The organism is Nonomuraea sp. SBT364 (genome assembly GCF_001083785.1).
GTDB lineage: Bacteria > Actinomycetota > Actinomycetes > Streptosporangiales > Streptosporangiaceae > Nonomuraea.
The window spans coordinates 24619-38498 of the sequence record NZ_LAVL01000076.1; the positions used below are offsets into that span (position 1 = coordinate 24619).

At 72.0% G+C, this 13880-nt stretch carries 9 protein-coding genes; 7 read left to right on the forward strand and 2 right to left on the reverse strand.

Annotated features, from left to right (window positions below):
• The first annotated feature begins 29 nt into the window (after window positions 1–29).
• From ADY59_RS28190 to ADY59_RS28210, 5 genes are all read left to right on the forward strand, one after another.
• The gene (locus ADY59_RS28190) at window positions 30–1271 is read left to right on the forward strand and encodes a KAP family P-loop NTPase fold protein (protein ID WP_231618926.1); all 1242 of its coding nucleotides are present in this window, start codon (window positions 30–32) and stop codon (window positions 1269–1271) included.
• 3 nt (window positions 1272–1274) lie between these two features.
• Window positions 1275–2246, forward strand: coding sequence for a hypothetical protein (locus ADY59_RS28195; protein ID WP_049567950.1), 972 nt, complete (start codon window positions 1275–1277; stop codon window positions 2244–2246).
• Window positions 2247–2254: 8 nt separating this feature from the next.
• Entirely contained in the window at window positions 2255–4933 is a 2679-nt protein-coding gene (locus ADY59_RS28200) for a hypothetical protein (protein ID WP_049567953.1), read from the forward strand.
• Window positions 4934–5044: 111 nt separating this feature from the next.
• A complete protein-coding gene (locus tag ADY59_RS28205; protein WP_231618924.1) occupies window positions 5045–6277 on the forward strand; it encodes an FxsB family cyclophane-forming radical SAM/SPASM peptide maturase in 1233 nt (410 codons plus the stop codon).
• On the forward strand, window positions 6274–7551 hold the full coding sequence (locus ADY59_RS28210; RefSeq protein WP_197093900.1) for an HEXXH motif domain-containing protein: 1278 nt from the start codon (window positions 6274–6276) through the stop codon (window positions 7549–7551). Before ADY59_RS28205 ends, ADY59_RS28210 begins: the two co-directional genes overlap by 4 nt.
• 9 nt (window positions 7552–7560) lie before the next feature.
• On the opposite strand, the gene fxsT is transcribed toward ADY59_RS28210, so the two are convergent.
• Window positions 7561–10074 (reverse strand): FxSxx-COOH system tetratricopeptide repeat protein, encoded by a 2514-nt coding sequence (gene fxsT / locus ADY59_RS28215; RefSeq protein ID WP_231618925.1) that lies wholly within the window; start codon window positions 10072–10074, stop codon window positions 7561–7563.
• 181 nt (window positions 10075–10255) lie between these two features.
• Between fxsT and ADY59_RS50420 the strand changes: the two genes are divergently transcribed.
• Both ADY59_RS50420 and ADY59_RS28220 read left to right on the forward strand, forming a co-directional pair.
• Window positions 10256–10414: a hypothetical protein gene (locus ADY59_RS50420; protein WP_156325784.1), complete on the forward strand. Its 159-nt coding sequence runs from the start codon at window positions 10256–10258 to the stop codon at window positions 10412–10414.
• Between the two features lie 150 nt (window positions 10415–10564).
• Window positions 10565–12565, forward strand: a complete 2001-nt coding sequence (locus tag ADY59_RS28220; RefSeq protein ID WP_049567960.1) for a tetratricopeptide repeat protein — start codon at window positions 10565–10567, stop codon at window positions 12563–12565.
• Between the two features lie 25 nt (window positions 12566–12590).
• Here the strand turns inward: ADY59_RS28220 and ADY59_RS28225 are convergent.
• Window positions 12591–13880 (reverse strand): MFS transporter (locus tag ADY59_RS28225; protein ID WP_156325785.1); only part of this gene is annotated, 1290 nt, incomplete at its 5' end.

Below are 13880 nucleotides of genomic sequence, written 5' to 3' on the forward strand. Positions count from 1 at the left end.
TTTCTGGAGGGACAATGCCCGATATCGCAATGCTCTCGGACGCTCCGGCCAATTGGCGCGGCGACCTTCTCCAGTTTCGCCGTTACGTCGATCCGCTTGTTTCGGTCATCACCAATCCCCAGACAGAAACACCCTTTACCATCGGTGTTTACGGCGCGTGGGGAAGCGGGAAATCAACCCTGCTCGACATGGTGAACGAGCGGCTGCTCGACCGGCACGGCGACGCGTTCGTCCGCGTGCACTTCAACCCGTGGGTGCACCGCCGCGAGCCGGAGATGCTGCTCCCCCTCCTCAACGCGCTGCACGACGAGCTCGACAAGGACCCCGCGCGCCGCTTCGCCGGCACCGTCAAACGGCTCGGCCTCATCATGCTGAACCTGGCCGCCGACGAGATGCTGAAGAAGCTCAGCCTGACCTCGGTCAGCGTCGAGAAGATCGGCAACCTGGCCCGGCAGTACGCCGAGATGCGCGGCCGCGTCGACAGCCAGACCGGCCGCCTGCGCGGGCTGCTGCAGGAGGAGGCCGACCGCCTGGCCGCCCAGGGCAAGAAGATCGTGTTCTTCATCGACGACCTCGACCGGTGCGAGCCCGACCAGATCATCGACGTGCTCGAGTCGATCAAGCTCTTCCTCGACCTGAAACACGTCTTCGTGCTGATCGCCCTGGCCAAGGACGTGGTGAACCGGGGGATCTCGGTCAAGTACCAGCCGTTCGGCTTCCCCGAGACCGACCACGCCGCCATCGGCGACGACTACCTCGACAAGATGATCCAGCTCCCGCTGCACCTCTATCCGCTCGGCCCCGCCGAGGTCGGCCGCTTCATCCACGCCTCCGGCCCCGGCGCGCTGGCCGCCCGGCACGCCGCCACCCTGGAGAAGATCGTCACGCCGAACCCTCGCAAGATCAAACGGGTGCTCAACCTCCTGCGGGTGACCGAGGCGGTCATCGAGGGCACCCCCGGCCTCGCCGCCCTCCACACCGACCTGATCGTCCGCCTGGTCGTGCTCCGCGTGCAGAGCCCCGACCTGTTCGCCGACGTGGTGCGGCACCCGGACCTCCTCGTCGCGCTCGAACTCGTCCACCAGGACCGGCTCGTGCTCGACGTGGCCCAGGGCTTCCAGACCCGCTTCCGCGGCCGGGCGGACCAGATCCAGCAGCTGACCAGGGCCTATCACGGCAAGCGGGACTTCTACCCCCACCTGTTCGCCGGCTCGGCCTTCGAGGCGTCGGCCGGAAACCTGCCCGCATACCTGACGATGATCGGCGGCTGACCGATGGACATCGGCCAGGTCCGCTACGAGCTGTACGGGCTGACCGGCAACCCGTACGCCTGCCGGCCCCTGGACGCCGTCCGCCTCGACGCCGACCACGAGCTGCTGCTCCCGCTGACGGGCTTCATCCAGTTGCCGGCGATCGAGGCGGCCGTGCGGGAGGCCGCCGGCCAGGGGCGGCCCGCCTTCTTCCTCATCACCGGCGTGGGCAAGAGCGGGCGGACCTCGCTGGCCAACCACATCATGCACCTCTACCGCGAAGCCGCCTCGACGGGCCCCGGCTACACGTTCGTCACGCACTGCGCCGGGCGCGGCGACATGACGCACGACGCCTACGCGCTGATGTGCTCCACGCTGCTCTCGCTGCGCAACAAGATGAACGCCGCGGCCATCAGCGTCCCGCCCGACCTGCGTGCCCGCTTCACCGAGCTGAGCCGGCGCACGACGGCCGACCGGATGGACGACTACGACCTGCAGGACATCGCCGGGTCCGTCGGCGCCACGTTCGCGGGCCGCGACGCGGGCTTCGGCGTCTGCTACGAGGACGTGTCCACCAAGAAGCTGATCACCCTGGCCACCAGGGTGTTCGAGTACACCCGGACCGTCGTCGTGTTCACCGTCGAGACCTACGACCACGCCAACACCGTCCAGCTGACCGAGGCGGACCGCGAGCAGTTCGCCAGGCACGGCCACATCGTCGACCTCGGCGCGCTGACCCCGGAGCAGATCGCCGAGCTGGCCCGCGGCCGCTGGAACGGCCGCCCGCCCGCCCCCTTCCAGCCGGAGGGCGTCAAGAGCGCCTTCAGCGGGCGCCCCTACACGATCGGCCAGGCCATGCGGCATCTGGAGCTGCTGCTCGACTTCCGGCTCAGCGAGTACGACAAGGACGACCCGTGGCCGACAGAGGGGCTGCACATGAGCGAGACCTGGCTGCGGCTCAGGATGTGGCAGGGCGAGAAATGGAACGCGGGCTAGGAGACTCCATGGCCGGACACCCCACGAGGAACCCCTTCCCCGCGCGTGGCACCTCCAGCGCGGAGGAGACCTCACGGCGCGACTTCCGTGACGACTGGGCGCGGCACACGCCCACCGCGCTGCTGCCCGGCGTGCGCGGCGCCGTCCGCCTCGCCGGCGATTACCTGCGCGCGTTCCGGGGCGACGCCCGCGACGGCGGTCTCGGCTGCCTGTACGGCGCGCACGGGGTGGGCAAGACGCACGCCGCCCGCCACATGATGGCGCAGGCCGGGCGCGAGGCCCCGCAGGCGGTCCAGCTCTACCTGCGTTTCCAGGAGGACGACTTCGTCGCCGCCTACCGCCGCCTGGTGTCGCAGCTGCCGCAGGCGCTCCTGGCGGATCTGAACGTGCGCTACCTCGACAGGCTGTGGGAGGACCTGGTGGACCGGGCCGGCGACTCGGACCTGGTCCCCTCCGGGCAGGTGCTGGAGGAGCAGGCCAAGGAGATCGCCGCGGTGGCGGGCAACGGGGCCGAGTTCCAGCGGGCGCTGTCGTTCCTGGCCAACCCGGGCTTCTCCGAGGCCGCCTACGACTGGCTGTGCGGCAGGCCGATCAGCCAGGAGGCGGCCCTGGCCCTCGGGGTGCGCGGACAGCTCGACGACCCGGTGATGTGCCGCTACGGCGTGCAGCTGCTCGCCGCGCTCATCACCGGGAGCGGCCGCCCGTTCATGGTGGTCCTCGACCAGTGCGAGAAGTTCCTGCTGGAGGACGGCGATCCGATCCCGGCGAACGCGGGGATCCTGCAGAGCCTGGTCGAGGTGATCCCGCGGGCCGGTGGGATGCTGCTCCTGGTCACCAGCGAGGCCGGCTGGGAGTGCATGCCGCCCGACTTCCACCAGCGGATCGGCGCGGGCGCCGTGCGGCTGCTGCCGCTCACCCCGGAGGAGGCCAGCCTGGTGCTGTCGGCGTACATCGGCGCCGCGGCCCCCGCTCCCGGCATCCGGCCGTTCACCGACTCCGGGCTGCTGGCTCTGCTGCGCCACAGTGGCGGCAACATCAGGCTGCTGCTGCAGCTGAGCTGGGCGAGCTTCGAGGCCGCCGCGCCGGGTGCGGCCGTCGACGACAAGCTGGTCGACGCCGCGGCCGCCCGGCACGGCCGCTCCCCCGATCTGGCCGGCCTGGCGATGCTCGTGGAGACCCGGCTGCTCGCCGCCGGACTGGTGGCCGAACGGGGTGAGGCCGAGGGCAAGACGACGGAGTTCCGCTTCCCGGGCAGGCAGGCCCCCCGCGCCCTGATCAGGCTGAGCGAGGCCATCTTCTTCGACGACGAGGCGGCCCGCGCGACCGAACTGGTCCGCATGGGCAGGGAGGCCAGGGCCGGCGGCACCCCGGTCTTCACCGTGCTCGTCGTCACCGGCTACGTCAGCCCCGCCGTGCTGGAGCACCTGCGCAGGGCCGTGCACCGGGTCCTGGTGGCCGACGGCTCTGCCGCGTTCTCGCGGGGGCTCGACGGGGTTCTCGCGGAGATCGGCCAGGTGCTCGCCGGTGACCACCGTTCCGTGCGGGATCCGGGCGAGCTCGACGAGACCCTGCGCGCGCTGGCGGCCTCGCTGGAGGAGCTGAACTCCGTACGCCGCGAGGAGGCCGTCACGCTGCGGCGAAGCCTCTCCGACGTGGCCGACCGGCTGGAACGCGGGGAGGAGAAGCCGGCGTCCGGCTGGCCGGCCCGGCGTGCGGAGCTGACGGCCCGGATCGACGAGGCCAGGCGGCGGCGCGCCTCGTCCGACTGGGAGGAGTTCCGCAAGGTCCGCGCCGAGGTGGTGCGGGTGCGCGCGGCCCGCATCAGGTGGCTGGCCGGAGCCGTGCTGGTGGCCGTGGCGCTGGCCGCCGTGACCCTCGCGACCGCCTCGCAGAGCCCCGGCCTCCTGGGCGCGGGCCTGGGAGCGGCCCTGGTCGCGGCCGGTCTCGCCGTCTACCACGGCAGCCGGCTCATCGTCTCGCGCGTCCACCGGGCCGCCGCCCCCCTGGAGTCCAGGCGCGATCTCGACCTGGTCGCCCGGGAGCTGCGCGAGTACGCCGACTCGCGCTCCGCCGACCCCGTCTGCCGCTACGCCTACGCGCTCGCCGAGGACCCCGACGAGAACTACCGGCGGCTGGCCAAGGCCATGCTGGCCGAACCGCTCGCCCTCGTCCGCCAGGCCATCGGCCGGCGGATGGCGGTGACGGAACGCTCCCCCGCCGACTGCGTGCCGGAGGTGCAGCGCGGCCTGCGCGAACGGACCCCCGAGGTGCTGCTGCTCCTGGCGCGCGGCCAGCGGCACTCCGAGGTGGACCGGCCGCCGCGGGTGCTCAGGGATCTGCCTCCCGAGCTGCGGGTCCTGGTGGCGCTCGCCAATCCGGGGGCTCCCGACCTGGCCGACGGCGCCGTCTCCCGGCATCCGGCCGAGCTGGTGCTGGCCGCGCTCGGCGTGCGCGGCCCGGGTCACCCGCTGGCCAGGGCGCGCGGCGGCCCGCCCGGCACCGTGCCGATCGAGATCCCGCGCCACGAGCTGCGGGCGGCCGCGCACCTGCTGTCCCCGCTGGAAGGCGACGGGCTCGGCGCCCATGACTGGCTTCCGCTCGTCGCCGAAATCGACGGCCTGTACCTATTTTTCGAGGAATTGCTCTACCACCAGGAAGAAATAACTTCCAACCGGCATAAATCTTGACTTGTCTTCCTTGTCGTGAGAGATAGGGAGGGGCGTAGCGCACAATCCGCGCAAGCGGAAGTCCTTGTCAGAAGGGCACAATGGCGTGCACGACGCATAATGGGGTAGCCGTTGCTGGGAAGGCCTGATTCGAAGCCACTGCTCGCGCGGAGGTTCCCGGAATCCCTCGACGTTGACGCACTGCTCGCCGGCGGGTGGACCCCGCTGGCCTTTCAGCAGTTCATCCTGAAGATCCACAGCCGCTGCGATCTGGCCTGCCGGCACTGCTACGTGTACGAAATGGCCGACCAGAGCTGGCGCGACCAGCCCCGCCGCATGTCCGACGCCGTCGCCGACCGCGCGATCGAGCGGATCGGGGAGCACACAGCCCGATACGACCTCCCGGAGATCGACGTCATCCTGCACGGCGGCGAACCGCTGCTGGCGGGCCCGGACCTGATCTCCCGCCTGGTGCTGGGCATCAGGGGCGCGGTCGGCACCGGCACCCGGGTCAACGTCACCGTCCAGACCAACGGCGTCCGGCTCGGCCCGGCCTTCCTGGAGCTGTTCGACTCGCTGGAGGTGCACGTCGGCGTCAGCCTCGACGGCGACGCGCGCGGCCAGGACCGGCACCGCCGCTTCGCCGACGGCCGCGGCAGCCACGCGCTGGTCAGCCAATCGCTGCACAGGCTGACCTCGGGCCCCTACCACCACCTGTTCAACGGCATCCTGTGCACCGTCGACACGCGCAACGACCCGCTGGCGACCTACGAGGCCCTGCTCGAGTTCGACCCGCCGGCGGTCGACTTCCTGCTGCCGCACGGCAACTGGGCCGCACCCCCGCCCTTCCGCGCCCCCGGCTCACCCGGGACGCCGTACGCCGACTGGCTCATCCCGATCTTCGACCGCTGGTACGACAGCCCCGTCCTGCAGACCGAGGTCCGCCTGTTCCGCGAGATCATGCGGCTGCTGATGGGCGGGGCGTCGCGGGCGGAGGCGGTGGGCCTGTCCCCGGTGCGCATGGTCGTGATCGAGACCAACGGCGGCATCGAGCAGTCCGACATCCTCAAGAGCGCCTTCGAGGGCGCCACGGACACCGGCCTGCACGTCCTCACCGACCCGCTGGACGCCGCCCTCCTGCAGCCGCCGATCGTCGCGCGGCAGATCGGCGAGCTGGCGCTCCCGGACACCTGCCGCGCCTGCGACCTCATGCAGATCTGCGGCGGCGGCCAGTACGCGCACCGCTACAGCCCGGCCACCGGATTCGCCGAGCCGTCCATCTACTGCCCCGACCTGTACCGATTGATCACCCACATCTCGGCGAGATGCGAACGGGACATGGCGCGCCTGCGGGGAGCCCGGTGAGCGCGGTCCGCCACCGGATCTCGGCCGGGGCCTTCGCGACGCTCGCCACGGGCGCCGGCGGGTCCGGGGCCGTGAAGGAGCTGTGCGCCGCCCAGGCGAGCAAGCACCGCCTGCTGCTGCGCTTCCTGGTGGAGGAGACCCGCCGCGTCGGCCACCACGACGCGCCGCTCGTGGCGGCCGCCTACGAGGTGCTGTCGGAGCTGGAGGAACGCTTCCCCGAGCAGGTCGACCGCTGCCTGCGCTACCCGGTGGTCGGCGCGTGGCTGCTGCGCACCTGCCGGGCGCTGCCGGCCGGCGGCGCCCCCGGCAGGCTGGCGGCGATCGCGCTGGCGGCCGCCGTGCGGGCGGGCGCCGCGTGCCGCCTGCGCGTCCCGGTGGGCGACGGCGAGCTCATGCTGCCCACGCTGGGCCGGCTCGCCCTCCCCGGCGGCCTGCCGGACGTCGCCGAGGTGGCCGTGGAGCCGGTGGGCGGCGGCGCCGAGGTGCGGGCGGGCGGCCACCCGGCCCGCATCTCCCCGATGCGTGACGGGCCCGGATGGCAGGTGCTGCACCGGGTGCCCGGCACTCCGGGCCTGTCGCTCACGATCGACGACCTCGACCCGTACCGCTGGCCGGGGGACGACGTCGACGGACGGCTCACGGCCGAGCGGCGGGAGCGCTGGTTCTCCTGCCTGCGCGGTGCGTGGGAGGTGCTGACCGGCCGGCATCACGCGGTGGCGGCGGAGCTCGCCACCGCCGTCTCGGTCCTCACGCCCGTGCGGGCCCTTGACCGCGACCAGCACAGCGCCTCCGCGCGCGACGCGTTCGGCGCGATCGCGCTGTCCGACCCGCTCGACGGCCTCGGCCTGGCCGTCATCCTGGCGCACGAACTGCAGCACGCCAAGCTGAACGCGCTGAGCGAGGTGGTGGAGCTGATCCGCCCCGACGACGGCCGCCGCTACTACGCGCCATGGCGCCCGGATCCGCGCCCCCTGTTCGGCCTGCTGCACGGCGCGTACGCGCACGCCGCCGTCGCCGGGTTCTGGAGGGTGCACGCCGCCGACGCGGGGATCGGCCCCCGGGCCGAGGTGGAGTTCGCCCGCTGGCGTGAGGCCGCCTACCAGGTCAGCACGACGCTGCTGGACAGCGGCGGCCTGACCGAGGCCGGGCAGGAGCTCGTCGGCTCGCTGCGCGGCGTGCTGGGCGGCTGGCGGGCCGAGCCGGTCACGCCGTCCTCGGCCGCCCGCGCCCGCCTGCTGTCGGAACGCCACCGCAGGCAGGCCCGCCTGCGGTGAGCGGTCCGATCACACCGGCGGCGGGTCGAAGTCGGTGTCGATCCGCAGGCCGGAGGCCGCCGCCAGGGTGTCGGGATGGTCCTGCGGCATGAGCAGGGCGACGCGCTTCATCGTCTCGGCATGCAGCCGGTCGGCCTCCTCCGTCGCCCCCGTCTCCCGCAGGTCCACGCTCAGGTTGGCGGCGCAGATCACGCCGAGGTAGTGGTCGGGGCTGAAGTGCGTCTGGATCGCGCGGTAGTTCTCCTCGCCGAGCCGCCTGGCCCGGTCGGGCTCACCGAGCGCGGCCAGGTCGTTCTGCAGGTTGATGGCGCAGGACACGGTGTAGTCGTGCGCGCGGCCGACGCGCTCGGTGAGCCCGGCCAGGGCCTGCTCGTTCAGCCGCCGGGCCGCCGCCGCGTCGCCGCCCAGCCGCATCAGCAGCGCCAGGTCGATCCGTACGGCGTGGGTGAAGGGATGGTCGTCCCCGAACACCTCCGGGTAGAAGCGCAGCGCCTCGTCCGCCAGTCGCCGGGCCGCCTCGATCTCGCCGGCGGCGCGCAGCGCGTTGGACAGGCCCAGCGCCGCCGCCATCGTGTCGCCGTGCTTGTCGCCGTACAGCCGCTGCAGGCGCTTGTGGGTGTCGCGCATGAGCTCCACGGCCTCGCTCACCTGCCCCGTCCTGCGCATCGAGATCGCGAAGTCCTTGGCCGCCAGCAGGGTGTTGGGGTGGTCCACGCCGAGATGGGTGCCGCCGTAGGTGTGCAGGTCCTCGCCCAGGTTGGCCGCGGCCTGGAACTGGCCGCTCAGCCGGACCGCCCGGTTGAGGTTGCTGAAGACCTGGACGTAGAACCGGCTGCCCATGGTGTCGTCGGCGGTGACCTTGCCGTAGACCTCGTTCAGGAGTTCCCGCGCCTGGTCGTAGTCGCTGGTCAGCGCGTGGTCCACGGCCAGGTTGTTGAGTGAGCGGAGGGTCAGGATGTCGTCGGGGCCGTGCAGCCGCTCGTAGGCTTCCACGGCTTCCTGGTCGACCTCCCGCGCCCTGGCGAACTCGCCGCGGCCCCGCAGCGTGGCGGCGTAGCTGCTCGTCGCCCAGATCGTGTCGGCGTGGTCGTGGCGCAGGGACTCCCGCATCAGCTCCCAGGTCACCGAGTCCAGGTCGTAGGCCTTGTCGTAGAGGGCCAGCGCCCGGTAGACGTTGCCCAGGTGGACGCGGGCCGCCAGCACGTTGGGATGGCGCGCCCCGCTCTTCTCGGTCCACTTCTCGATGTACTCGTCGAGCAGCGCCTGGGCCTGGGTGTAGCTGCCGCGCACGTACATGTAGCGCACGAGGTCGAGGGCGAACTTGCGGACGCCCGGATCCACGCAGTCGATCAGCCCGGAGGGCCGCAGGTGCGCGGCCAGTTCCTCGAAGCTGGACCACTTGCTCGTGTCGTCCGGGTTGCTGGGGGCGCTGCCGGCCAGCAGCAGGTGCACCTCGTGGCGGAACTCGCCGCGCTCCTTCTCGGGCGTCTCGTCGCGCAGCAGAGCCTGGTTCAGCCGGTGCACCTGGAGGGTGCGGGTGTTGGGCTCGACCTTGACCAGCGCGTAGCGTTCGAGGTTGCTCACCGCGCTGCTCAGGAGGATCGGATCGGACAGGATGGGCGCCAGCCGCGGCCCCACCGACCGGTTGCCGCGCCGGAAGACGTCCCGCGGAATGGGCTCGGGGCCGAAGAACGCGCAGCAGCGCAGCACCTCGACCGCCTCGGGAACCCGGTCCTCCAGCTGCGACACCGACAGCTGCCAGGCGGCCGTCATGGACTGCGGATACATCGGCGCCTTCTCCAGGCTGAGCAGCCGGCTGGTCTGCTCGTCCAGCAGCCCGAGGTATTCCTCCACCGGCATCAGCGTCCTGGCCAGCAGGGCGCCGGCCTGCTCCAGCGCCAGCGGGAGGTCGCCGAGCTTGTCGGCCACCCGGTCCGCCTCCGCCTCGCCGACCGTGCCCTTGAGGCGCTTGCGCAGGAAGTCGACGCTTTCCTGGCGTTCGAAGACGTCCACCTGGATGGTCGGCTCGTGGTCGCTCCAGCGCGAGTTGCGGGAGGTGATGAGGACGTGGCCGGGACCTCGCGGGATGAAGTCCTTGATGTACTCGGGCTCCTCGGCGTTGTCGAAGATCACCAGCCAGCTCCGGTACGGGGTGCCGCTCTCCAGCGTGCGCAGCACCGCCTGGGTCGCCTGCTCCACCCCGGTGGCCGGGGGCAGCCCGAGCGCCGGGCCCATCGCGGCGAGCGCGGAGGGCACCAGCACCGGCTGGTCGGCGGAGATCCACCAGACGAACTCGTAGTGGGCGCGATACTGCCAGGCGTACTCGATCGCGAGCTGGGTCTTGCCCACGCCGCCGAGCCCCTGCAGGGCCTGCGGCTGCGCCACCACGGCGGTCACCGTGTTGATGCTCTTGCGGAGGGCGGTCAGCAGATCGTTGCGGCCGGTGAAGTTCGGATTCCGTTTGGGCACCTTTTCCCAGACCATCGGTCCCTGCGCCGCCATGGAGTACGAATTCTCCGTCACGTCGATCCTCCGCTCGCGCCCGGACGAGGCCGGCCAATCATATGACTCATCATAGAGCTTGATTACTCGACCCACTTATCACAGAATCATAATAGGAATCCCGGCGGAGAAGCATCACGCACGCCCATAATTTGCCAGCACGTCAATGAGTATTCGGGCAGGCCGAAACAGAGGAGTGCACATGCGTGACCGGCAGTACGGATCAGGCCAGCTGATCGATGTCACCTCCGTGTCGCTACGCAGCCTGGAGAACCTGGAGAGCGCGGCCCTGCGTGCGGCGGTGGCCTCCTGCCTGGGCGACGACAAGGAGCAGGTCGCCGCTTTCGCGAATTCGATCTGAGACGCCTCCCCGGAAGGGCGGGAAATACCGCGTCCCGGATAACACCTCATCCTCGCGGTGGGTGTGCCGGCCCGGCCGCACGTGCGAAGATATCGCGCACCATTACACCGGGGACCTGTGCGGTGAAACGCGGCTGCGGATGGGATCGACATGGTGACTTCCGGCACGAAAGCGCGGCGGGCGGCAGGACCGTACAAAGGTTTACGCCCCTATCGCGCCGAGGACCACCACGCCTTTTTCGGACGCGGCGAGGAATCCCGCGAGATCCGGGAACTCTGGGAGACCCGGCCGCTGACCATCCTTCACGGCGCCTCGGGCGCGGGCAGGACCTCCCTGCTCCAGGCGGGGGTGCGGCCGCTGCTCAGCCCCAACCGGACCGACGTGCTTCCCGTCGGCCGGGTGACGTACGGGTCCGCCTACCCGCAGGCCGCCCTGCCCGACCACGACCCGTACGTGCTGGCCCTGCTGATGTCGTGGTCGCCGCTGGCGCCGCCCACGCGGCTGGCGGGCCTGACGATCCCCGCGTTCCTGCGCTCGCGCCCGGTCAAGCGGGACGTCTATGGCGAGCGCACGCTCACCATGGTCAGCATCGACCAGGTCGAGGAGCTTTTCACCGGCGGCGAGCGGCACCAGCCCTACCGCGACTGGTTCTTCGGCCAGCTCGCCGAGGCGCTCGATGCGGACCCCGGGCTGCGCGTCCTGCTGTCCGTCCGTGCCGACCACCTCGCGAGCCTCGAACCGTACGAGCGCGCCCTGGCCGGCTCCGGCGCGGCCCGCTACCCGCTGGAGCCTCTCGGCTTCGACGCCGCGCTTGAGGCGGTGGCGAAACCGATGGCGGACACCGGGCGCGCCCTGTCCGAAGGCGCCGCCGCGCACCTGGTGGACGACCTCGTCAGGGTCAGAGCGCGTACGGACACCGCGCGGCAGCGGGAGGGCGTGGAGCCGGTCCAGCTCCAGGTCGTCTGCCAAGCGCTGTGGAAGGCGCTCCCCCCGGACAGCAGGACGATCACCGTACGCGACGTGCTCCAGCACGGCGACGCCGACACGGCGCTCGCCCGTCACTACGACCGGCTGGTCGACGACCTGGCCGCCGAGCGGTTCGACGGCGACGAGCACGGCCTGCGCACCTGGCTGCGGCTGACCTTCGGCGCCTCCCGCGGCGGCAGGCGGCCGGTCGGCCAGAGCTCCACCGGGGTGACCGGCATCGGCGAGCCGGCCTTCGAGCTGCTCGTGCAGCGCCACCTCCTGCGGGCCGGCCGGCACAAGGGCGAGGGCTGGTACGAGCTCGCCTACGACCGCCTGCTGGACCCGGCCCCGCAGGACGACCGGCCGGCCCAGGCCCCTCCGCGTGAGCCGTCACCGCCCGAGGACTGCCTCCGGGCGGCCGAAGGCGCCCTGCGGCAGGGTGATCTGACCCTCGCCGCCCGGCGCGGCGAGGAGGCCCTGGCGCGTTCCCAGGAGGACGAACTGGAGCTGCGCGCGGAGATCGAGTCCCTGCTGGGCAACGTCGACCACCGGCGCGGCAACCTGGCGGCCGCCGTCTCCCGCTACAGCCGGGCGGCCAAGGGCTTCGAGACGGCCGGGGTCGCGACCGCCGTCGGGCCGCTGCTGACGGCCATCGGCCGGCTGCGGCTGGCGCAGGGCTCCCCCGAGGAGGCCGTCCGCGACCTGCGGGCGGCCATGATCCGCCTGCCCGCCGACCTCGCCGTCCAGACCGAGCTCGCCTGGGCGCTGTGGCACGGCGGGCATCCCGAGGCGGCCCTGGGCGTGCTCGACGGCGTGCTCGACAGGGAGGGCAACAACCTGGACGCCCTGCTCGGCCGCGGGCAGATCCTGGCCGGTCTGGGCCGGGGGCGCGACGCGCTGCGCGATCTCGACCGGGCCCGGCCGCTGCGCTGGCCGTTCGCCCGGGTGGCGCACGCGCTGGCGCTGGCCCAGGTCGACAGCCTCGCCGAGGCGGAGCGGGAGATGGCCGAGGCGCTGGCCGAGGTCGCCGACCACGGCCCGCTGCTGCTGTACGCGGCCAAGGTCAAGGAACTGGCGGGCCAGACCACGTCCGCGGCCGACCTGGCCCGGCGGGCGATCTCCGCGTCGGCGCCGCCGCTGCCGGGGCACATGGAGAAGGACGCCAGGCGGCTCGTCGCCGTGTAGCGGTCACATAGGGGTCACATAGGGGTCACACGGTCTGCGCGGGGCGATGCTCGTACGACACATGGGGCATGGGCGGGGTCAGCCATCGGCGCACGGGCGGCGCGTAGGTGGCCGTGACCGCCAGGAGCAGCGTCAGGCCGAACAGCACGATCGACCCGCCCTCGATGCCGCACCAGGTGACCAGCAGGCCGCCGAGGGGCGCGGCGAAGCAGAGCGCGCCGTAGGAGGAGAGCCGGGAGACGCCGATCACCCGGGCCAGCTCGTGCGGCTCGATCCGCTCGACCTCCATCACCCGGATCGCCACGTTGCTCATCGCGCCGCCGTAGCCGGTCGTGACGAAGGCGAGGGCGAAGAAGACCGGCCACAGCTGCCAGGTCGTGCCCAGCATCGCCTGCAGCACCGCGCCCACCATCGCCAGGAACAGCGCCCCGGCCCAGATCCAGGCGTGCACCAGCAGGGTCGAGCCGGTCGGCGGCTTGTGGTGCGCCCGCAGCGCGCCCAGCGCTCCCCCGACGCCGCCTACGGCCAGCACCAGGCCGATGGTCAGCGGCGACATGCCCCCGGAACCCGCGATGAAGATCATCACCAGCGTGTTGACGAGCAGGTTGGTCAGCGTCACCAGGGTGATCGCGCCCCGCAGGAAGACCTGCCTGCGCAGGATGCGGAACCCCTCGGACAGGTCGCGCAGCAGCGACGAGCGGACCGGGCGCGGCTCGGCTCGGCGCAGCAAGGGGAGCGTCAGCAGCGAGGAGAGGAAGAACAGGACGGCGTTCAGCATGAACGGGACCATCGCCCCCAGCCCGAACAGGTATCCGCCGAGCGGCCGGCCGGCGAGCGAGGCCAGGTGCCCCGCGCCCTCGCTCTTGGCCAGCGCGCTGCGTACTTTCACCGGCTCCACCAGCGACGGCAGGAGCGAGGTCTCCGCCAGGTTGTACATCACCCAGAGCATGCCTTCGAGGAGGGCGGCCACGATGAGGTGCACCAGTTGCGGCGTGCCGAACGCCAGCGCGCCCAGCACCGACAGCACGGTGAGGAAGCGGCCCAGCTCCGCGACGAACATGATCGTCCGCGGCGAGAGCCGGTCGACGACGAGCCCGCCCGGAACGTAGAACACGAGAATCGGAATCGTCAGGGCGAACCCGGTCCAGCCGGCCGCGGTGGGCGAGCCGGTCTGCGCCAGGGCGAGTAGCGGATAGGCGACGTGAAGCGTCCGGGTGCCGACCGTGGACAAGGCGGAGCTGGTCCAGGCCACCGGAAATTCCAGCCGCTTGGGCAGCCGCGGGCGGCCGCGTGCCCCACCCGTATTCCCCAACCC